The organism is Microbacterium tenebrionis, from assembly GCF_903645325.1.
Classification (GTDB): Bacteria; Actinomycetota; Actinomycetes; order Actinomycetales; family Microbacteriaceae; genus Microbacterium; species Microbacterium tenebrionis.
The window spans coordinates 128013-148095 of the sequence record NZ_CAHJXQ010000005.1 but is presented as its reverse complement, the minus strand read 5'-3'; the positions used below and the strand labels follow the sequence as shown (position 1 = coordinate 148095).

20 protein-coding genes are annotated in these 20083 nt (G+C 68.6%); 9 read left to right on the top strand and 11 right to left on the bottom strand.

Annotated features, from left to right (window positions below; genetic code table 11):
- Nucleotides 1–95 precede the first annotated feature (95 nt).
- The 5 genes from HWX58_RS09630 to HWX58_RS09610 all read right to left on the bottom strand — a co-directional run bounded on the left by HWX58_RS09630 (nt 96) and on the right by HWX58_RS09610 (nt 3986).
- The gene (locus HWX58_RS09630; protein ID WP_175987355.1) at nt 96–899 is read right to left on the bottom strand and encodes a MerR family transcriptional regulator; all 804 of its coding nucleotides are present in this window, start codon (nt 897–899) and stop codon (nt 96–98) included.
- Between the two features lie 170 nt (nt 900–1069).
- Nucleotides 1070–1603, bottom strand: coding sequence for an MFS transporter (locus tag HWX58_RS09625; protein WP_175987354.1), 534 nt, complete (start codon nt 1601–1603; stop codon nt 1070–1072).
- Between the two features lie 402 nt (nt 1604–2005).
- Nucleotides 2006–2692 carry a hypothetical protein gene (locus HWX58_RS09620; RefSeq protein ID WP_175987352.1) on the bottom strand — a complete coding sequence of 229 codons (687 nt, stop codon included), beginning with the start codon at nt 2690–2692 and terminating at the stop codon, nt 2006–2008.
- Entirely contained in the window at nt 2692–3603 is a 912-nt protein-coding gene (locus HWX58_RS09615; RefSeq protein WP_175987350.1) for an ABC transporter ATP-binding protein, read from the bottom strand. The genes HWX58_RS09620 and HWX58_RS09615 overlap by 1 nt, the downstream gene beginning before the upstream one ends.
- Nucleotides 3600–3986: a GntR family transcriptional regulator gene (locus tag HWX58_RS09610; protein WP_175987348.1), complete on the bottom strand. Its 387-nt coding sequence runs from the start codon at nt 3984–3986 to the stop codon at nt 3600–3602. Before HWX58_RS09610 ends, HWX58_RS09615 begins: the two co-directional genes overlap by 4 nt.
- A gap of 258 nt (nt 3987–4244) precedes the next feature.
- Here HWX58_RS09610 and HWX58_RS09605 point away from each other — a divergent pair, with 258 nt between their 5' ends.
- The 4 genes from HWX58_RS09605 (at nt 4245) to HWX58_RS09590 (ending at nt 9012) form a co-directional block, all read left to right on the top strand.
- Complete coding sequence (locus HWX58_RS09605; protein ID WP_175987346.1) at nt 4245–5507, top strand: class I SAM-dependent methyltransferase; 1263 nt, start codon at nt 4245–4247, stop codon at nt 5505–5507.
- Between the two features lie 283 nt (nt 5508–5790).
- On the top strand, nt 5791–7092 hold the full coding sequence (locus tag HWX58_RS09600) for a quaternary amine ABC transporter ATP-binding protein (RefSeq protein ID WP_217702975.1): 1302 nt from the start codon (nt 5791–5793) through the stop codon (nt 7090–7092).
- Complete coding sequence (locus HWX58_RS09595; RefSeq protein WP_175987342.1) at nt 7092–8054, top strand: ABC transporter permease; 963 nt, start codon at nt 7092–7094, stop codon at nt 8052–8054. The genes HWX58_RS09600 and HWX58_RS09595 overlap by 1 nt, the downstream gene beginning before the upstream one ends.
- Nucleotides 8055–8103: 49 nt before the next feature.
- Nucleotides 8104–9012, top strand: a complete 909-nt coding sequence (locus HWX58_RS09590) for a glycine betaine ABC transporter substrate-binding protein (RefSeq protein WP_175987340.1) — start codon at nt 8104–8106, stop codon at nt 9010–9012.
- A 211-nt stretch (nt 9013–9223) separates the two neighbouring features.
- Here the strand turns inward: HWX58_RS09590 and HWX58_RS09585 are convergent, their stop codons facing one another.
- On the bottom strand, nt 9224–10066 hold the full coding sequence (locus HWX58_RS09585) for a hypothetical protein (RefSeq protein WP_175987338.1): 843 nt from the start codon (nt 10064–10066) through the stop codon (nt 9224–9226).
- A gap of 140 nt (nt 10067–10206) precedes the next feature.
- Between HWX58_RS09585 and gnd the strand changes: the two genes are divergently transcribed.
- The gene (gnd, locus tag HWX58_RS09580; RefSeq protein ID WP_175987336.1) at nt 10207–11262 is read left to right on the top strand and encodes a phosphogluconate dehydrogenase (NAD(+)-dependent, decarboxylating); all 1056 of its coding nucleotides are present in this window, start codon (nt 10207–10209) and stop codon (nt 11260–11262) included.
- Nucleotides 11263–11266: 4 nt separating this feature from the next.
- Here the strand turns inward: gnd and HWX58_RS09575 are convergent, their stop codons facing one another.
- Together HWX58_RS09575 and HWX58_RS09570 are read right to left on the bottom strand one after the other, a co-directional pair.
- Nucleotides 11267–11485: an MmyB family transcriptional regulator gene (locus tag HWX58_RS09575; RefSeq protein WP_175987334.1), complete on the bottom strand. Its 219-nt coding sequence runs from the start codon at nt 11483–11485 to the stop codon at nt 11267–11269.
- Nucleotides 11486–11567: 82 nt separating this feature from the next.
- A complete protein-coding gene (locus HWX58_RS09570; protein ID WP_175987332.1) occupies nt 11568–11921 on the bottom strand; it encodes a TraR/DksA family transcriptional regulator in 354 nt (117 codons plus the stop codon).
- Here HWX58_RS09570 and HWX58_RS09565 point away from each other — a divergent pair.
- On the top strand, nt 11920–12240 hold the full coding sequence (locus HWX58_RS09565; RefSeq protein WP_175987331.1) for a TetR/AcrR family transcriptional regulator C-terminal ligand-binding domain-containing protein: 321 nt from the start codon (nt 11920–11922) through the stop codon (nt 12238–12240). The genes HWX58_RS09570 and HWX58_RS09565 overlap by 2 nt on opposite strands.
- A gap of 24 nt (nt 12241–12264) precedes the next feature.
- On the opposite strand, the gene HWX58_RS09560 is transcribed toward HWX58_RS09565, so the two are convergent.
- The 3 genes from HWX58_RS09560 to HWX58_RS09550 are packed head-to-tail and all read right to left on the bottom strand — an operon-like array spanning nt 12265 to nt 15385.
- Complete coding sequence (locus HWX58_RS09560) at nt 12265–12405, bottom strand: hypothetical protein (protein WP_175987329.1); 141 nt, start codon at nt 12403–12405, stop codon at nt 12265–12267.
- Nucleotides 12402–14732, bottom strand: a complete 2331-nt coding sequence (gene purL / locus HWX58_RS09555) for a phosphoribosylformylglycinamidine synthase subunit PurL (RefSeq protein WP_175987327.1) — start codon at nt 14730–14732, stop codon at nt 12402–12404. The genes HWX58_RS09560 and purL overlap by 4 nt, the downstream gene beginning before the upstream one ends.
- Nucleotides 14733–14788: 56 nt before the next feature.
- Entirely contained in the window at nt 14789–15385 is a 597-nt protein-coding gene (locus tag HWX58_RS09550; RefSeq protein WP_175987324.1) for a helix-turn-helix domain-containing protein, read from the bottom strand.
- A 188-nt stretch (nt 15386–15573) separates the two neighbouring features.
- On the opposite strand from HWX58_RS09550, the gene HWX58_RS09545 reads away from it, so the two are divergent.
- From HWX58_RS09545 to HWX58_RS09535, 3 genes are read left to right on the top strand one after another with little or no spacing between them, the layout of a single operon-like run.
- A complete protein-coding gene (locus HWX58_RS09545) occupies nt 15574–17103 on the top strand; it encodes an APC family permease (protein WP_175987322.1) in 1530 nt (509 codons plus the stop codon).
- Between the two features lie 12 nt (nt 17104–17115).
- Nucleotides 17116–19623, top strand: coding sequence for a CehA/McbA family metallohydrolase (locus tag HWX58_RS09540; protein ID WP_175987320.1), 2508 nt, complete (start codon nt 17116–17118; stop codon nt 19621–19623).
- 40 nt (nt 19624–19663) lie between these two features.
- Nucleotides 19664–20026, top strand: a complete 363-nt coding sequence (locus HWX58_RS09535; RefSeq protein ID WP_217702974.1) for a cupin domain-containing protein — start codon at nt 19664–19666, stop codon at nt 20024–20026.
- Nucleotides 20027–20083 lie beyond the last annotated feature (57 nt).

Genomic DNA, 20083 nt, shown 5'->3' with positions numbered 1-20083 from the left:
TCGCGCTGCTCTTTCCTGCTGGCGCGGCAGAGACTTCCGCAGCGCCAGCAGGAATCGACAGCGCGACAGGTGGGCGACCGACGAGCCTCTCGTGATCAGGCGCGCGCGACGGGCTGCTGCAGCTCAGTGACCCAGTCGGACTGATCGTCGGAGACGGCGCGCACGTACAGTTCGCGACACGGTCCCGCCGGCACGAGGCCGCGCGCCACGATCTCCGAGTGGATCGCGTGCCAGCTGGCGGCGATTCCCGCCATCGATCCGAGGTGGATGCCGCACACTGCGGCATCCACGGCCGGAAGCTCGACGACCTCGAATCCGTCGCGCGCCGGGCCCGCGTACTCGTACCCGACGACGATCGAGATGCCGTCCTCGACGGCGTCGTACTGCGCGGTCGGGGTGGACAGGGCGCCCCGCTCGTCTCCGATGATGTCGGCGATGGCGTCGAACGCAGGCCCGACGACGCCGGCGACCTCGGGCTGCGTTGCGACGACAGCGCGGCGGCCGGCCAGGCGGACGGCGGGAAGAGCCTTGTCGATGATTTCGATCTGAGACATCTGATTCTCCTTCTCGATGAGGTGGAGCCTCCGCTCGACGTCGATGAGCCGGTCGGCTGCGATCCGATGCTCCTCCTCGACCTCGGCGCGGCGCACGCGCAGCAGGGCGCCGATGCGTTCGGCGTCGATCTTCTGCTCGAGGATCACCGCGATGTCATTCAGGCCGAAACCCAGCTGACGCAGAGCCACGATCCGGTGTAGCCTGGCGAGCTGCGAAGGATCGTACGAGCGGTAGCCGCTGAACTCATCCACGTGAGCGGGCACGAGCAGGCCGGCGGTGTCCCAGTGCCGAAGCATCCGGTGGGTCACCTGGCCGATCTGCGCGAACGCTCCGATGGACAACATGCTTCTACTCGACCGCCTCCCACAGTGTCAGGGTCAAGTATCGCGCCCGCCTCGGCCTGCCGCCGTGCACAACTTCGGATCCCAGACGCGACACGCCGACGGCGGGCCGGATGCTGCGGCGCGTCCTCTGCGCCGTCCGAAGTTGTGCATGGTTGCCATCACCGTGCGGGTCAGCGCGTTGCGGACTGGGCGGCGTGAGCGGACCAGCCGGACTCGGCCGGCAGTGCCCGCAGCGCGGCGGTCGAGACCGCGAGCAGCACCGAGACGGCGCACAGGCCGGCGCCGACGAACAGAGTCGCCTCCCGCCCGATCAGCGACAATCCGACCCCGGCGACGAGCGGTGCGAGCGGCATCGCGCCCATGCCGAGCACGGCGGAGGCGCTGTTGGCGCGGCCCAGCAACTCGGTGGGAGTGGCGACCGTGAAGTAGCCCATCAGAACGGCGTTGACGGCGGGGATGAAGAGGACGATGCCGGCGAGCACGAGTGTGAGCATCAGCGGTGCGTGCACCGGAATCAGCGCGAACACCCCGATGGCCGAGACCGCGAGGCCGCCGATGATGACGACTCCGGCGCGCACGCGCAAGACGATGAGCGGCGTGAAAAGGGCTCCGACGAGCATGGCGACACCGGCGGCGGTCGCGAGGAATCCGATCGTCACAGGCGAGTGACCCTGCTGCTTCAGCGCGTAGATGACGGTCGTCATCGCGACGCTGAAGCCGAGGTTGATGATCGTCGCGTGGCGGGTTGGCTCCCCGGAGGAGCCGGTTGAGGACGAGGTGCTGTCTGGGCGGGGGAGTAGGTCTCCGGACGCGACCCCGCGGCGCACGGTGGGTTCTCGCAGCGCAATCTGCGGCTGACCGAGGCCGAGTTCGTGGAGATGATCCGCCGAGTCAATCTGGCGATCGGCGAGATCACCGAGGCGCACGACCCGCAAGACCCCGTCTCGCGCTTCTGGAGCCTCGAGATCATCGCCGCCGACGACACGATCTGAGGGCGGCGCGGCACGAGCAGGGTCCACAACTCCTCGGAGAAGGCGTGAAATCGGCCCGGTCGCGGCACTGGCCTGCGCGATCGGGCCGATTCCTGAGGAGTTGTGAACAGAGTCCTACGGCGTCGCCCTCCGGAACGCGAGGAACGACACGACCGAGAGCAGGGCGACCACGACCAGTCCCCACAGCGCCAGGCCCAGGGCGCCGAGATCGAGGATGCCGGCCCACACCTGCTCCCACATCTCCAGGCGGGTCACGAGGAAGGCGAGCCCGACGAGGACGAGCGCCAGCGCGAGCGACGCGACCGTCAGGACGACCGGTCCCCAGCGCTTGTACACCGTCGCACCCGTGAAGCCGACGACGAAGAAGAACAGCGCGAGCGCGAAGTAGACGATGAAGGCTCCGAACGGGCCCGCCTCCCACAGCCACGGCAGATGGAACACGTAGCCGTTCACGCCGTAGCCGTTCGTCAGCATCTCGATGCCGCCGCCGATGAGGAACAGCACGCCCATGAAGGCGCTGGCGAGCACCGCGGTGATGAGGGTGCCGAGGAAGAACTCGCGCCGGGTGACGCTCATGGCCTGCGAGAACGGGAAGGTCATGGTCATGGCCGACAGGCCCACAGCGAAGAACACCCAGAGCGGCGCCTGGCCTCCGCCGCCGTACTTGGGCCCGGAGGTCGGGATCATCGCGTAGATGAGCACCGACACGAGCACGGCGGATGCGAGGACGATCAGCGGCACCCAGATGAAGGTCTGCTTGTTGATCAGTTGCAGGCGGATCACGTTCAGCGTGCGGGACATCAGCGGACCTCCTGGGTGTCGGCGGCGCTCTCGGACGAGGCGCCGGCTTTCTGCGTGAGGCGGACGATGAGCTGCTGGAGCGAGACGGGGGCGAGATCGAGGCCGGATGCCGCGACCTCCGCCCGCTCTTCGGCGGTCAGATGGCCGAGCACCGTGACGGATGCCACGTGGCCGAGCTCATCGCGGTGGAGGACCTCGCGGCCGGCGGCCCAGGCATCGACCTTCGCCGCGTCGCCGACGACGGTCACGGCGCGGTCGCGCACGGCATCCGTCTCCTCGTCTAGGAGGATCCGGCCCTTGTCGATCACGATGACGCGCTCGATGAGGTTCGCGACCTCGTCGATCAGGTGCGACGAGAGGATGATCGTGCGGGGGTGCTCGGCGTAGTCCTCGATGAGGCGGTCGTAGAAGATCTGCCGGGCGACGGCGTCGAGTCCGAGGTACGGCTCGTCGAAGAACGTCACCTCGGCCCGGGATGCCAGACCGATGATGACTCCCACGGCCGAGAGCTGGCCGCGCGAGAGCTTCTTGATGGTCTGCTTCATGGGCAGCTGGAAGTCCTCGATGAGGCGGTCGGCGAGCGCCTGGTCCCAGTTCGCGAAGAACAGCCGCGCCGCTGCGAAGGCGTGTCGGGGCGTCGCGTCGTCGGGGTACTTCTGGCTCTCGCGGACGAAGCACATCCGGCTCAGCACCCGCGGGTTCTCGTACGGGCTCTCGCCGAACACCCGCGCCTCGCCGGAGGTGGCGAAGTTCTGTGCGGTGAGGATCGACATGAGCGTGGTCTTGCCGGCGCCGTTGCGTCCGAGCAGGCCGTAGATGGCGCCGCGCTGGATGCTGAGCGAGACGCCTGCGAGCGCCTCGGTGTCCTTGTAGCGCTTGGTGAGGTTCTGCACCTCGATGACGGCGGTCATGCGGGGTTCCCTTCTGATGCGGATGCCGCGACTGCGCGTTCGCGCAGCAGGGCGGCCAGGTCGTCGGCGCCGAGCCCGAGCGTTCGGGCCTCGGCGAGCAGGGGGTCGATGTAGCGGTCGGCGAAGGCGGATCGCCGTTCGGTGAGCAGCGACTGTCGTGCGCCGGTGGCGACGAACATGCCGATGCCGCGCTGCTTGTACAGCACGCCCTTGTCGGTGAGCATGGCGACTCCCTTGGCGGCGGTGGCGGGGTTGATGCGGTAGAAGGCGGCGAGCTCGTTGGTCGAGGGCGCCTTGGACTCCTCGGTCAGCGAACCGTCGAGGATCTGGTCCTCGATCTGCTCGGCGATCTGGATGAAGAGCGCTTTGCCTTCTTCGATCACGGTGCCTCCGCGGGTTAGGTGGTTAGTTACTCGACCAATGAACCACTAAACCTGGAACGTGTCAAGCCCTCGTCGCGCACGGGCACAACTTCGGATTTGGGACGCGACGCGCCGGGCCGGCGCCGTGCGCACCGGCGTGTCGGATGCCGGATCCGAAGTTGTGCCCGGGGGGAAAGGGGGGCCGGAGAGGGTGCGGGCGTCAGCCGCGGAGGTCGCCGTTCAGTAGCTGTCAAGAGGCGCTGAACCTACGCTGGGGAGGTGGACTTCTCCTACGCCGCGCTGAGCCGCTTCCCCGATGTCGAGGCGCCGAATCTGCAGGCGTGGGATGCCACGGACGAGCTCCTCGTCCGTACCGCGCTCGCCGCCGGACTCCCGGGCGAGGAGATCGCTGTGATCGGCGACGAGTACGGAGCGATCACGCTGGCCCTGACGGATGCCGGCATGCGCGGTATCCGTGTGCACCAGGACCTCGCGACCGGGCGCCGGGCACTCGCCCGCAACGCCGAGGCGCTCGGGCTCGGGCGGCCGTCCCGAGTCTCACACGATGCGGGGGAAGAACGGCGTGTCGACGAGCAGCGCGCAGACACGGGCGCTGCTCGTCTGGGAATCGGCACCGACGGGCCGGCGTTCGTGGAGTGCGAACTCGGGCCCGCCCTGCTGACGGGCGCGCGGCTCGTGCTGCTGCAGCTGCCGAAGTCCCTCGCCGAGCTCGAGGAGATCGCGGATGCCGTCGCGCGGTGGGCGGCGCCGGGCGTCACGCTGATCGCCGGCGGGCGCGTGAAGTACATGACGCTGACGCAGAACGAGGTGCTCGGGCGGAGCTTCGAGACCGTGCAACCGCAGCGCGCGGAGCGGAAGTCGCGGCTCATCGTGGCGAGCGGAGTCCGAGATGCTCCGGCGCAGCCGCCGTATCCGGTGTCGGCATCCCTCTCGGTTCCGGGGCTCGACCGCCCGCTCGCGATCGTCGCGCACGGCGGCGCATTCGCCGGAGCGAAGCTCGACATCGGCACGCGCGTGCTGCTCGAGGTGCTGGGGCGTCCGCCCCTTCGACCGCTGAGCCTGTCGAAGCGTCAGGGATCGGACTCTCCACGTCCGATAAGCGTCGTCGATCTCGGCTGCGGCACCGGCATCCTCGCCGCCACCTACGCGCTGACGCACCCCGGTGCCCGGGTGATCGCCACTGACCGCTCGGCCGCGGCCGTGGCATCCGCCCGAGCCACCTTTGCCGCGAACGGCATCGACGCCCAAGTCATCCACGACGATGCGGGTTCGGAAATCCCCGATCAGTCCGTAGATCTCATTCTGCTGAACCCGCCGTTCCATCTCGGCGCGAGCATCCACGCGGGAGCGGCGACGAAGCTCTTCGAGGCCGCCGCCCGCATCCTCAAGCCCGGCGGCGAGCTGCTCACCGTCTACAACTCGCACCTCGGCTACAAGCCGGAACTCAGCAAGCTCGTCGGGCCCACCGAGCAGCTGCACCGCACCCCCAAGTTCACCGTGACGCGCAGCATCCGACGCTGACTTCTGTCTGCTCCGCAGATTGTCGACATTAGACAAAGGTCGACAGAGTTGTTACGTTGAAATGCAGGCCTTTTGGTCTGGGACCAGTCCGCGGCCGCGTCCTTCTTTCGAATGTGCTGTGCTGCGAAGAGGCGTGGACGTATGGTCGATGTTCGTGCGGTGGGGCCGAAACCCGCCGTCAGCGCCGCCAGCGCAGCTTGTCGAAACGGTCATGCGAACATCACCCGGGCGCAAATCGAAGCCGGCTTCCGAGACCCGAATAATCGGCGGCCGCGGGGGAAATGTGACCGAAACCGCACTTGAAGCGCGCCATCTTTTCAAAGTCTTCGGACGGAATCCGAAGCAGGCAGTCCAGAAGCTGAAGTCCGGAGCGTCCCGTACCGACGTGCAGGATGCCGGAACCGCTGCCGTCATCGACGCGAGCTTCACCGTCAACAAGGGCGAGATCTTCGTCATCATGGGCCTGTCCGGCTCGGGCAAGTCCACCATCATCCGCATGCTCAACGGGCTGCACGACATCACAGACGGCTCCGTCGTGGTCGGCGGCGACGAGATCGCCGGCGTCCCGGCATCCCGCCTGCGCGAGATCCGCCGCGACAACGTGTCGATGGTGTTCCAGCACTTCGCGCTGCTGCCGCACCGCACGGTCGCCGACAACGTCGCCTACCCGCTCGAGCTGAAGGGCGTCAGCAAGACCGCGCGCCGCGCGAAGGCAGATGAGGTGCTCGCGATGGTCGGGCTCGACGGCTGGGGCGACAAGCTGCCCAGCGAGCTCTCCGGTGGCATGCAGCAGCGCGTCGGTATCGCCCGTGCGCTCGCCGCAGACACCGAGATCCTGCTCATGGACGAGGCGTTCAGTGCCCTCGATCCGCTGATCCGCCGCGAGATGCAGGAGCAGCTGGTGGAGCTGCAGGAGAAGCTGCAGAAGACCATCGTCTTCATCACCCACGACCTCAACGAGGCCATGTTCCTCGGCGACCGCATCGCCGTGATGCGCGACGGCCGCATCGTGCAGATCGGCACCCCCGAGGACATCCTCACCGACCCCGCCAACGACTACGTCGAGCAGTTCGTGCAGGACGTTGACCGTGCACGCGTGCTCACGGCATCCAACGTCATGGAGCGCCCGCGCCCCGTCGTCGCCGAGTCGGCCGGCCCCCGCACGGCGCTGCGCCAGATGCGCGATGCGTACATGTCGGCCGCGTACGTCACCGGCAAGGACCGGAAGCTCCTCGGCATGGTCACCGACCGGGATGCCGTCAAGCTCGTCCGAAAGGGCGAGGCGGCGCTCGGCTCGGTCATCAAGCCCGTGCCGCAGTCGGTCTCCGAGGACGAGGTCCTCATGAACCTGTTCGTGCCCGCCGTGGAGTCGCCGCTGCCGCTCGCCGTGGTGGATGCCGAGGGGCGCCTTGTCGGCGTCATCCCGCGCATCACCCTGCTGGCCGCACTCGGCCCCGGCCCGAACTCGACCGAGGAGATCACCCTGCCGCACCTGCCGGTTCCGCAGGCTGAGATCGACGCCGTGCTCGGAGAGGCGGATGCCGCCACCGGCGAAGCCGCCGCGACCGAGGAGGAGGTGCGCTGATGGACGGTTTCCGCATTCCGCTCGGAGAGTGGGTCAAGGCCGGCGTCGACTGGATCAAGGACAACCTCGAGGGCCTGCTCGACTTCATCGCCTTCATCGTCCGGTTCCTCGTCGACGGGCTCACCGACATCCTCACCGGCACGCCGCTGGTCGTCGTGATCATCATCGCCGCGCTCATCGCGTGGGCGGTCCGCTCGATCTGGATGGCGATCGGCACGGTCGTCTCGTTCCTGCTGATCCTCAGCATGGGGCTGTGGGTCGCGGCCATGCAGACGCTGGCGCTGGTGATCGTGGCGGCCCTCGTCGCCGTGATCATCGCGATCCCGCTCGGCATCTGGTCGGCGCGCAACGACACCGTGCGCATGATCCTCAAGCCGCTGCTCGACTTCATGCAGACCATGCCGGCGTTCGTGTACCTGATCCCGGCGATCGTGTTCTTCAGCATCGGCGTCGTGCCGGGCCTCGTCGCCACGGTGATCTTCGCGCTGCCTCCGGGCGTGCGCATGACCGAGCTCGGCATCCGCGGCGTCGACTCCGAGACCGTCGAGGCCGGACACGCGTTCGGCGCGACGCCGGGGCAGATCCTGCGCGGCATCCAGCTTCCGCTCGCGATGCCGACGATCATGGCCGGCATCAACCAGGTGATCATGCTCGCCCTGTCGATGGCCGTCATCGCCGGCATGGCCGGTGCCGACGGTCTCGGAAAGCTCGTCGTCGAGGCGATCTCGACGGTCAACATCGGCAAGGGCGTCGAGGCGGGCCTCGGCGTCGTGCTGCTGGCCGTGTTCCTCGACCGCGTGACGGCGGCGCTCGGCACGCCGGGGGACTACCCGTCGTCGCTGCTCGGGATGCTGTCGCGCCGTCGGGCTGCACAGCGCAACGATGCAGCGGATGCTCGGCGGGATGCCGAGCGCGCAAAGGCGTCTCCCCTTCGCGCACCGATCGGCGGCGACGTCGCTTGACACCCCTGAACCCATACGAAACGCAGCAGAACATACGAAAGGAAGCATCATGAAGAAGTTCCGGCACATCACAGCCATCACAGCACTCGGCCTCACGGCATCCCTCGCCCTCGCGGGGTGCGCCACGGGCAACGACACCGCCGGAGGCGACGGCGGCGAGGAGAGCAAGGGCACCATCACGCTCGGGTTCCTCCCCTCCTGGACGGACGGCCTGAGCATGGCGTACCTGCTCCAGGACCAGTTCGAGAAGCTCGGCTACACGGTCGAGATGCAGACGCTGACCGAGGCGGGCCCGCTGTACACCGGCCTCGCCCAGGGCGACGTCGACATGTACCCGTCGGCGTGGCCCGAGGTCACCCACGCGAAGTACATGGACGAGTACGGCGACGACCTCGAGGATCTCGGCGCGTACTACGAGAACGCCGTCCTGACGATCGCGGTGCCCAGCTACACCGACATCGACTCGATCGCCGACCTCAAGGGCAACGCCGACATGTTCGACGGCAAGATCATCGGCATCGAGCCGGGCGCCGGCCTCACCGGTGTCACCCAGGACTCGATGATCCCCACCTACGGCCTCGAGGACGAGTACACGCTCGAGACCTCGTCGACCGCCGCCATGCTGACCGTGCTCGGCGAGGCGATCGACAACAAGGAGGACGTCGTCGTCACGCTGTGGAAGCCGTTCTGGGCCAACAGCTCGTACGACGTCAAGACGCTCGAGGACCCGGAGGGCGCCATGGGCACCCCTGAGACCCTGAACTTCATGGGTCACAAGGGCTTCGCCGAGGAGTTCCCCGAGGCCGCCGAGCTCGTCGAGCAGATCAAGCTCGACGACGCGCAGTACGGCTCGCTCGAAGACCTCGTCGTGAACGAGTTCGGCGAGGGCAAGGAGGCCGACGCCGTCGACAAGTGGCTCGAGGAGAACGGCGACCAGTTCGACTGGGTCGTCGAGTAAGCCTTCGACTCAACCGAGCCCCGGCCGACCCTTGCGGGCGGATCGGCCGGGGCTCCTTCGTGCCCGCGTCGCGTTTCCGCTCGGTTCACCCGCACAACGGGGATCCTTGTCGCTGCGGCACTGATCGCCGGCATCCCGCAGCTCGCCCCGACCGATGCCCTGTGTGGATCCCGTGACGAGCGCGGTTCTGCCGCTCAGATCGATCTTCACGTCAGCGCTGCTCCTCACGGTTCGGGACAGGACGGTCGCGAACCGGCATCGGCTCGGGGACCGGCTCCTGCGCAGGTGCCGACGCCGCGTGAGCCGGCGCTGCCTGGGCCGGCGCCGTGATCTCGCGAGCGACCTGCTTCTCGAGCACCTCGACGGCCTGGTCACTCAGGACGATGAGACCATCGAGCTCCTCCCGTACGCGCTTGTAGGCGACATTGCGCTCGGCCTGCGTGGCCGACTCGTCGACGGCGACCTTCAGCAGTTTCTGCGCCCGGTCGAGCTTCTTGCGCTCCGCCTCGGAGAACGTGGAGTTCCGCAGCCGCCGGGCATCCTTCTCGGCGATCTCGAACGCGACGGCGGCGTTGCCGACGGCATCCAGGTACTCGCTGACCTGCTGCTCACTGACCTTCGCGCTCGACGATGACGGCCGCAGGTTGTCGGCGGTCTTCTTCGCCCGCAGGAACGCGGCGGTCAGCGGCTGGCGGCCGTCGCTCATGGCGGGGTAGGCGATGAGCTTCGCGACGTCGAGCTCGTAGTCCAGCCACCGCGCCGTGATTTCGTCGTGCTCGGCGAACAGGCGCTCCAGCAGCTCCTTCGACGAGAGCTGCGCACCGGATGCCACCTCTTTCGCCGCGGCGCGCGCAGGCACCGACTGGCCTCGCGCGGCGTACTGCGCGGCTTTGATCTCGCCCTTGAGGCGCAACGTCTCGAGCCGGCGCTCGTGCCGGCGCTTCGAGCCGCGCTCCCAGGCCTTCGCGATGCCTCCGGCCATCCCCATGATCGGGAAGATCAACCACCAGAAGTTGCCCGCGAAGTTCCAGAAACCCGGGAGGAACTCGTCCATGATGCGTTCATCCTAGCGGGGGCGGGTCCCGCGCGGAGGGAAGTGCGGCAACGCCCGGCAAGCTGGTGGCGTCGCCCGGGATGCCGTGCCAGGATGACCACGGATCGGCTCTCGGTGAGCCTTGACTGAGAGGAGCAGACATGCAACTGGCCATGATCGGACTCGGCAGGATGGGCGCGAACATCGTCCGGCGCTTGATGCGCGACGGTCACGAGTGCGTCGTCTACGACGTGAATCAGGACGCCGTCGCCGCACTCGTCGCGGAGGGCGCGACGGGCGCCGACAGCATGGCCGATCTGGCCACGAAACTGCAGCCCACCCGTGTCGTGTGGATGATGGTGCCCGCCTCCCTCACGGGGAAGGTGGCCGACGAGGTCGCCGCGGTTCTGGAGAAGGGCGACATCCTCATCGACGGCGGCAACTCGAACTACCGCGACGACGTGCGGCGGGCGAAAGCGCTCGGCGAGAAGGGCATCGAGTACGTCGACATCGGCACCAGCGGCGGCGTCTTCGGTCTCGAGCGCGGGTACTGCCTCATGGTCGGCGGGTCCGAGCGAGCCTACGCGCACATCGAGCCGATCCTGAAGACGATCGCACCCGGCCCCGGCGAGATCGAGCGCACCCCCGGCCGCACCGGCGATCTCGCCCCCGAGGAGCAGGGCTACCTGCACACCGGTCCCGCGGGTTCGGGGCACTTCGTCAAGATGGTGCACAACGGCATCGAGTACGGCATCATGGCCGCGATCGCCGAGGGCCTGAACCTGCTCCACAACGCGGATGCCGGCGTGCGCGAGGCCGAGCACTCCGCCGAGGTCGCTCCGCTCGAGGAGCCGGAGTTCTACCAGTTCCCGATTGACACGGCCGCGGTCTCGGAGCTCTGGCGTCGCGGATCGGTCATCTCATCGTGGCTGCTCGACCTCACGGCGGCGGCGCTCGCCGAGAACCCGACCCTCGACGGGCTCGCCGGCCGCGTCTCGGACTCGGGTGAGGGCCGCTGGACGGTCAAAGCCGCCGTCGACGTCGGGGTGCCGGTTCCGGTCCTCGCGGCGTCTCTGTTCGAGCGATTCGCCTCGCGCGACGAGGACCAGTTCGCCAACCAGGTGCTCTCGGCGATGCGGCTGCAGTTCGGCGGTCACCAGGAGCTGCCCGCCGGCGACGTGCTCGAAGCGGGTGCGCGCAAGGCCGACTCGGAGTAGCCGCTCAGAACCGCTGGGCGCCGACCACTCGCAGCAGCCGGATCTTCTCCTCGTCGTCGCTGCGGGGTGCCGCGGTGAGCACGAGGAGCGCCTGCCCGCGGTCCTCGGTGAACAGCACCTGGCAGTCGACCTGCAGTTCGCCGGCACGAGCGTGCGGATCGTCGAGCTCGTGCCGCCGTCCGTGCAGACCGACCTCATGCCCGGTCGCGCCGACGATCCGCACGCGATGCCGCTGGACGACTACATCGACACGATGACCATCCTCGAGACCCCAACGGGCTCGACGCGCTCGGGCGAGATTCCGATCAGCGCCCGAGCTTCTCGGCGCACGGCACGCAGAGTTCGGCGAACGGACGCACGCGCAGCCGCTCGATCGGGATGCGACGACCGCAGTTCGTGCAGAAGCCGTAGGTTCCGGCATCCATTCGCGCGAGCGCTGCGTCGACCTGCTGCAGTTCTTCGCGGGCGCCGTCGAGCAGTCCGCTCAGACGCGACCATTCCGCCGACAGCGGCACGCCCTCCGGGTCGTGCTCGTCGTCATCGCTCTGGCTGCTGCGGTCGTGGGTGAGCTGCGCGAGGGCGGTCTCGAGCGCCGCGCTCCGCTCGCTCGCCTGGCGGCGGAGCTCCTCCAGCAGGGTGCGCAGCTCGGGATCGGTCATGACCCCAGCGTACGGCCCGCCGCGCAGCGTGCTGTCGATCCTGGATGCTCCACAGGGCGGTGCGCTGCTGCGATCGCTCGTCGCTGCGGCGACCGAAGATGCAGCGGTCGGTGCGCATCTCGGTGAGAGCCTGGGCGTGGAGGAGCATCTGTCCGACCGGTTGCGCGGCGGCATCCGCGACGGTCAGCTCGCCGCCGACGCGCCCGTGGAGCAGATCGGCGGAGCGATCCTCGGGGCGATCATCGTGGAGTCGCTGGGGCGTGGATCTCAGGATCGCGACGCGATCCTGAGCCTCGCGCGGTTCTTGTTCGCGCGCTGAACGGGGACTGGTGCCGGGAGCGCGTCAGCCGAAGAGCAGGCTCAGCACGGTGGCGCCGCCGCCGACGAGGATCAGTGAGATGATCGCGATCCACGCGACCACGCGGATGCGGCGGTTGCGCCGCTCCCCGAGGTCGCCGTAGTCCTCGCTGGGCTCGATGCTCACGCCACCGGCTCCGCGACGGTCGGGCCGAAGGCGGCGGGCAGCGTGGCCTGCGACGTCTCGCGCAGCTCGGCGGCGCTCACCGTGAACAGCCCCGTGACCTCGAGGTCGGCGACGGTGTCGGTCACGCCGATGCGCAGCACGGGGTAGCCGCGTCCCTCGCAGAGGCCGCGGAACTTCACGTCCTCCTCGCGGGGCACGGTCACGATGACGCGGCCGGTCGACTCCGAGAAGAGAGCGGATGCGGCATCCACCCCGTCGCGCTCCATAAGCTCGGTGAGCCACACGCGCGCGCCGACGCCGAAGCGCATGACTCCCTCAGCGAGAGCCTGCGCGAGGCCGCCCTCGGACACGTCGTGCGCGGACGAGATCAGCCACTCGTCGCGGGCCGCGCCGATCAGCCCGGCGAGGGTCTTCTCGGCGGCGAGGTCGACCTTCGGCGGGAGACCGCCGAGGTGGTCGTGGACGACGTCGGCCCAGGCCGAGCCCGACAGCTCGGTCTGGGTGGTGCCGAGCAGGTAGATGTTCTGGCCCTCGTCCTGCCAGCCCGACGGGATGCGGCGCGAGACGTCGTCGATGATGCCGAGCACGCCGACGAGCGGCGTCGGGTGGATCGGGACGTCGCCGGTCTGGTTGTAGAACGAGACGTTGCCGCCGGTGACCGGGGTGCCCAGCTCGTAGCATCCGTCGGCGAGGCCGTCGACCGTCTGCCCGAACTGCCACATGACCTCGGGGTTCTCGGGGGATCCGAAGTTCAGGCAGTCGGTGATCGCGGTGGGCTCGGCGCCGGTGACGGCGACGTTGCGGTACGCCTCGGCCAGGGCCAGCTGCGCGCCCGCATAGGGGTCGAGCTGGCAGTACCGGCCGTTCGCGTCGGTGGAGATCGCGAAGCCCAGGCCGGACTCCTCGTCGACGCGGATCATGCCGGCGTCGTCGGGGAAGGCGAGGGCGGTGTTGCCGAGCACGTAGTAGTCGTACTGGTTGGTGATCCAGCGGGTGTCGGCGAGGTTCGGGCTCGCGACGAGCCGCAGGAACTGCTCGCGCAGCACGTCGGGGTCATCCGTGCGGGGCAGGAGCTCGGCGGCATCCGCCTGCAGAGCGTCGATCCACGTCGGGTAGGCGACCGGGCGGTCGTAGACCGGCCCGTCGACTGCGACCGTCGACGGGTCGACGTCGACGATGCGCTCGCCCTGCCAGTCGATGACGAGGCGGCCGTCGCCGGTGACCTCGCCGAGCACGCTCGTCTCGACGTCCCACTTGGTGACGACCTCCATGAAGGCGTCGAGCTTCTCGGGGGCGACGATCGCCATCATGCGCTCCTGCGACTCCGACATGAGGATCTCCTCAGCGGTCAGGGTGGGGTCGCGCAGCAGGACGTTGTCGAGCGAGACGTGCATGCCCGAGTTGCCGTTGGCGGCGAGCTCGCTGGTGGCGCACGAGATGCCGGCCGCGCCGAGGTCCTGGATGGCCTCGACGAGCTCCTTCTTGTACAGCTCGAGGCAGCACTCGATGAGCACCTTCTCGGCGAACGGGTCGCCGACCTGCACGGCGGGGCGCTTGGTGGGGCCGCCGTCGTCGAAGGAGTCGGAGGCGAGGATGCTGGCTCCGCCGATGCCGTCGCCGCCGGTGCGCGCGCCGAACAGGACGACCTTGTTGCCGACGCCCTCGGCGTTCGCGAGCTTGAGGTCCTCGTGGCGGAGGACGCCGACCGCGAGGGCGTTGACCAGCGGGTTGGCCTGGTAGACGGAGTCGAAGACGGTCTCGCCGCCGATGTTGGGCAGGCCGAGGCAATTGCCGTAGAAGCTGATGCCGGCGGTGACGCCGTGCACGACGCGGGCGGTGTCGGGGTGGTCGATCGCCCCGAAACGGAGGGCGTCCATGACGGCCACCGGCCGGGCGCCCATCGAGATGATGTCGCGGACGATGCCGCCGACACCCGTCGCTGCACCCTGGAACGGCTCGATGAAGCTCGGGTGGTTGTGCGATTCGGCCTTGAAGGTGACGGCCCAGCCCTCCCCCACGTCGATGACGCCGGCGTTCTGGCCCATGCCGACCATGAGGCGCTCGCGCATCTCGTCGGAGACCTTCTGGCCGAACCTCTTGAGGTAATTCTTCGAGCTCTTGTACGAGCAGTGCTCTGACCACATCACCGAGTACATGGCCAGCTCGCCGCTGGTGGGGCGGCGGCCGAGGATCTCACGGATCCGGGCGTACTCGTCGTCCTTGAGGCCGAGCGCGCCGTAGGGCTGCTCCTTCTCGGGGGTCGCCTCGGCGTTCGAGACGGAGTCGGGGACGTGCTGACGAGCGGATGCTTCGGGGGCGGTGGTCACGCGCGCTCCAAGTGAGAGAGGTTCGGCGGGGCCCTGCCAGTCTATCCGGCGCCGTCCTACGACCCCGCGCCGGCTGCGCCGCTCCAGGCGGCCGGGACCAGTACCCACACGATCTCGGTCACATCATCCGATTCGTTCGTCCAGGTGTGCGGCTCCCTCCCGGGAAGCGACATCGTGTCTCCCTGGTTGAGATCGTGCGTGTCGGTGCCGACGCGCATGCGCATTGTTCCCGAGACGACATGGATGACTTCCACATCGCAGTTGACGGTGTAGAGCTCTTCTCCGCCGGATGATCCGGGCTGCAGCGTCGACCGCAGGATCTGCACCCGTGCCTCCGAGCGCGGGCTCAGCAGTCGGTCGACGACACCGGTGCCGCCCATGTTGATCAGCGGGGCCTCATCGAGGGCGACGAGCTGAACCTCCGGCGGCTCGAACAGCGCGCCGATCGGGAGCGAGAGCACATCGCACAGCGACCGCAGCGTTGCGACGCTCGGCGATGTCTCGTCGCGTTCGACCCGGCTGAGGAAGCTCTTGGTGACGCCGCTGGCCTCGGCCACGTGGGCGATCGTGAGACCCTGCGCGGTGCGGGTCGAGCGCAGCTTGGCGCCGATCGCGAGCGGGTCGCGGGACGGTGCGGGTCGCAGCGGACGCATGGGATCTCCGTTCGACGGGGCATTCTCAAGCATGGCCCTGTGTTGCGCCGCCGACGCCGGGGCGCGTCGTCAATCATCACAGATCGAATCGAGGGGTTCTCAATAGGCAACAAATGTGTCATATTGATGGAAATGCCGTTCCTGTGATCACCGACGACCTGAAACGCCCGCCCCCCGAAGGAGCCCCGATGAATCGCTCACCCGAATCCCTCGGTTCGTCACCGTCCACCTCATCGACAGCATCCCCCGCATCCCCGAACGACGGTCTGGCACGCAACGCCCTCAGCCTGACCGAACTCATCTTCACCGCACTCGCAACCCTCGCTCCTCTGACCCTCGTGGTCGCGGTGATGCCCCTGCACTTCTTCGTCGGCGGCTCGGCGGTTCCCGGCGGCTACCTCGTGGCAGCCATCGTGATGGCGCTGTTCTCGGTCGGCTTGACGACGATGATGCGCTACGTCCGCAACACCGGGGCGTTCTATGCGATCATCACGCGCGGTCTCGGCAGAGAGGTCGGGTCGGCGGCGGCGCTCCTGGCGGTCATCGCCTACAACGCTCTGCAGGTGTCGACGTACGGCGCCCTCGGACTCTACGTGGGCGACACGGTGGGCCGGTTCTTCGGGATCGAGGCTCCGTGGTGGCTGTACGCGGCAGTGGCGCTCGCCGCCGTCGCGTTCCTGGGCTACCGCGGGATCACCGCCAGCGCGAAGATCCTGACCGTGGTCCTGGCCTGTGAGATCACCGTGCTCATCGTGCTCGCCGTGTCGATCTTCGTCAGCAGCGGCGGGGATGCGCTCTCCCTCGAGCCCGTCGCTCCCTCGGTCGTGTTCACCTTCGAGAACGGCGCGATGTTCGGACTGATCTTCGGCGCTTTCATGGGCTTCGAATCCACCGTGATCTACTCCGAAGAGGTCAAGGGAGGCGTCAAGACCGTCCGCCGCGCCACGTACGCCGTCGTGGCGTTCATCGGGGTGTTCTACGCGATCATGGCCTACGCGATCGTCACGGCCTACGGCGTCGAGAACATCGAAGAAGCAGCCGCTGCCGACACGGCGGGACTCGCGTTGTCGCTGTTCGAGAAGCACACGCCCGCGTGGCTGGTCGACGTCACGCTGGTGCTGCTGCTGCTCAGCGCCTTCGCGGCACTGCTCGCGCTGCACAACGCGAGCAACCGTTACCTCTACGCCCTCGGTCGGGAGGGACTGCTCCCCGCGAAGTTCGGCTCCGTGCACCCCCGGACGCGATCGCCGTGGGTCGCCGGGACGGCGCAGTCGCTGTTCGCCCTGGTCGTCCTCGTGCTGTGCGTCGTGCTGAACATCGACCCGTACCTGGGCCTGCTCCTGTGGGGCAGCGCACTGGGCTTCCTCGGCATCATCGGGCTCTGGGCGCTGTGCTCCCTGGCGGTCGTGGTGTACCTGCGTCGCGAGCATCCGGAGGCAGGACTCTGGCGCACGACGATCGCGCCGTCGATCTCGTTCGTCGCGCTGTCCCTCGTGCTCGTGCTCGTCGTGGCGAACTTCGATCTCTTCTCGGGCGGCGCACCCTTCGTGAACGAGATCCTCATCGGCCTCGCCGTGATCGCCGTCGTGGTCGGGATCGCCCGCGCCCTGTACCTGCGCACCCGCTCCCCCGAGCGCTACGCCCGGCTCGGCAGCGTCAACGTCGCCGACGAGAACGACCTGCCCGAGCACGACCGCGTCGCAGCGCTCGGAAACTGAGAGGCAGCATCCGTGAGTCCGTCCGAATACGTTCCGATCGACCTGAGCGGTGTGGCCGACGTCCCGGTCGACATCTTCGAGGATCCGCAGGATGTCCGCCTCGGTGCGCGCACCCTGTACGGGCTGCCGTTCCGGTTCGGCGACGCCGAACGGGCCGTGCTGCGCGTGCAGCCGGGAGGATCGGCGCGAATTCCCATCGAGGCGCCCGCCCGCTGGCTCGTCATCGCGCACGCCGTACTCGAGCCCGACCTGTTCCAGGGCGGCGCCGTCGGCGACGAGATCGGATGCTATCGACTTGAGTACGCGGACAACGAGGAGGTGTCGCACACGATCCATCAGCGGTACGAGATCGGGCCGACGCCGCGACGGTGGAACGGTCGTCCGCTGCCATTGGACTGGGGACAGACGCCATTCCTCGCCCGCAACGACGCCGAGCACGAACTGATGGATCGGATGTGCGGACGCTACGACGAGGCAGGCGCCCGCCTGGTCGAGGTCGAGGATCCCCAGTCGCGCGTCCCCTACGTGCTCCCGTACCGGTTCTACCTGTGGGCGCTGCCCAACCCTCATCCCGATCGCGAGGTGCGCGCCGTGCGCGTCGACGCTTCCGGCGGTTCGATCCTCATCGGCGCGATCACCCGCAGCACCCTGGAAGAAGAGCCGTTCACACGGTCGGTCGCGCGCGACGTCGTGCTCGACCTCGGCGCCCGCCCCATGACGGAACAAGTCCGCGTGGAGGTGGACCGCGGGTCTTCGACCTACGTCTACCGCACCGCGCCGGAGGCCGGGACGGATGACGAGGGCGTCGCACTGCCCGCCGGGTGGGGACATCCGCTCGACGAGTCCTGGCCGACGGGCTACGCGAAGATCTCGGCCTCGCCGTCGGCGACCGTCGCGGTCTTCGACGGCGAGACCGAGCTCGGCCGGTTCCGGTGGGGTGACCTGCTGGAGCACGGCCGCCTCGACGTGGCGGACGGGCTCTCGGTCCGTCTGCCGGCGGGGGAGCAGAACTGGGTTCGCACGACGGTGCGCGACCGCGACGGACAGCTGCTGCCCTGTCGCATCAGGTTCCAGAGCGACGCCGGCATCCCGATCGCGCCGTACGGTCACCATGCGCACATCAACTCGGATGGCGGCACGTGGAACCTCGACATCGGCGGAGACGTCCGGCTCGGGGCGTACACCTACGGGTTCATCGACGGCGCGTGCGAGGGATGGTTGCCGGTCGGCCCCGTCACCGTCGAGGTGTCGCGCGGCTTCGAGCACCGGCCACTGCGCGAGCGCGTGGTGATCGAGCCGGGTCAGACCGAGCTGAACCTCGTGCTCGAGCGGGTCTTCGATGCCCGCGAGCGCGGCTATCTCAGCGGAGACACCCACGTGCACTTCGTCTCGACGCAGGGTGCTGAGCTCGAGGCGCGCGCCGAGGACGTGCAGGTCACGAACCTGCTGCTGTCGCAGTGGGGGCAATTGTTCACCAGCACAGAGGAATTCGTCGGGCGGCCGCAGTACTCGCTCGATCGAGACGCCGTCGTGTTCGCCGGCCAGGAGAACCGCACGAACATGCTCGGCCACATCAACTTGCTGGGGCTGCGCAAGCCGATCATGCCCTGGTGCACCGGCGGCTCGGAAGAGGCCGAGATCGGCGGCGGACTGGCCACGACCCTGTCGCACTGGGCCGACGAATGCCACGAACAGGGAGGAACGGTGGTGCTGGCGCACTTCCCGGTGCCCTACGGCGAGACGGCGGCGCTGCTCGCGACGGGCCGGCTCGACGCGGTGGAGACGATCGCCTACGACGAGTACAACATCGGCGAGTACTACCGGTACCTGAACGCCGGTTACCGGATCCCGTTGGCGGCAGGGACGGACAAGATGACCAGCGAGGTGCCGATCGGCCTCATGCGCACGTACGCGGGCACCCCCGGACGGGATGTCGACTACTGGGCGTGGTGCGAGGGGATCAAGCGCGGCGACACGATGGTCTCCAGCGGCCCGATGCTGTGGCTCTCCGTCGACGGCGAGCGTCCCGGCTCGACTCTGCTCGGTCGGCGTCGCGTCGGCGTCGCGGTCGAGCTGGAGTCGCTGTTCCCGGTCGAGACGATCGAGATCATCCGGTCCGGAGTCGTCATCGAGCGGCGTCGGGTTCCGGAGGGCGCGCGCTCCCACAGGTTCGAGGTCGAGGTGGAGATCACCGGGTCTGACTGGATCGCCGCGCGCTGCGTCGGCGCAGGCGCCGGGTTCCTGCGGCACACCGATACCTGGAGCCGACCGGTGTTCGCTCACACCTCGCCCGTCTACGCATCCGTCGACGACGAGTACGTGCGGTTCGACGACGACGTGACGCGCATGATGCTGGACATCGTCGGGGGAGCGCGCCGGCACGTCACCGATCATGCGCGCATCGAATGGCCTGGCGCGGTTCAGCACCGGCACGGCGAGCGCGACCACCTCGCGTTCCTGACCCGTCCGTTCGACGAGGCGACCGCGGCGCTGCGAGCGCGACTGGCGGATGCCCGTTGAACACCCCATGCACACCCCACGATCTGAAAGGCGCAACGCAGTGAGCACCACCACCATCGACGACGTCATCTCCGTCACGGACGACCCGTCCAGGCGGCACGTTCCCGACCCGGGCGAGTACGACTCGGTGAGTGCGACCTGGTCGGAGGCGGAGTTCCGTGCGGTCGAGCTCGCCGAGGACTCCCTGGGCGGGCTCTGGCACGGCGAACCGGGCAGCGTCTCGTCCGATTCGTGGCCGTACACCGAGTTCTGCGTCATGATCGAGGGCCGAGTCGCCGTCGTCGATGCCGAGGGCGGGCGCCGGGAATTCGGCGCCGGTGATGCGTTCGTCGTGCCCCGTGGCTTCCGCGGCACGTGGGAGACCATCGAACCCTCCCGCAAGTACTTCGTGGGGATGAGGTGACCGCCGTGGACGCCGATGATGTGCGAGCGGATGCCGCAGCGCCGGATGCCGCCCGGC

Coding starts and splice junctions, on each gene's coding strand:
- HWX58_RS09615 (WP_175987350.1), bottom strand. CDS start 3,603: ATGACCGCCGTCATCGAGGTGCAGAACCTCACCAAGCGCTACAAGGAC.
- HWX58_RS09595 (WP_175987342.1), top strand. CDS start 7,092: ATGGACGGTTTCCGCATTCCGCTCGGAGAGTGGGTCAAGGCCGGCGTC.
- HWX58_RS09585 (WP_175987338.1), bottom strand. CDS start 10,066: ATGGACGAGTTCCTCCCGGGTTTCTGGAACTTCGCGGGCAACTTCTGG.
- HWX58_RS09550 (WP_175987324.1), bottom strand. CDS start 15,385: ATGCGTCCGCTGCGACCCGCACCGTCCCGCGACCCGCTCGCGATCGGC.
- HWX58_RS09620 (WP_175987352.1), bottom strand. CDS start 2,692: ATGTCCCGCACGCTGAACGTGATCCGCCTGCAACTGATCAACAAGCAG.
- gnd (WP_175987336.1), top strand. CDS start 10,207: ATGCAACTGGCCATGATCGGACTCGGCAGGATGGGCGCGAACATCGTC.
- HWX58_RS09630 (WP_175987355.1), bottom strand. CDS start 899: ATGTTGTCCATCGGAGCGTTCGCGCAGATCGGCCAGGTGACCCACCGG.
- HWX58_RS09590 (WP_175987340.1), top strand. CDS start 8,104: ATGAAGAAGTTCCGGCACATCACAGCCATCACAGCACTCGGCCTCACG.
- HWX58_RS09565 (WP_175987331.1), top strand. CDS start 11,920: ATGACCCCAGCGTACGGCCCGCCGCGCAGCGTGCTGTCGATCCTGGAT.
- HWX58_RS09545 (WP_175987322.1), top strand. CDS start 15,574: ATGAATCGCTCACCCGAATCCCTCGGTTCGTCACCGTCCACCTCATCG.
- HWX58_RS09570 (WP_175987332.1), bottom strand. CDS start 11,921: ATGACCGATCCCGAGCTGCGCACCCTGCTGGAGGAGCTCCGCCGCCAG.
- HWX58_RS09625 (WP_175987354.1), bottom strand. CDS start 1,603: ATGACGACCGTCATCTACGCGCTGAAGCAGCAGGGTCACTCGCCTGTG.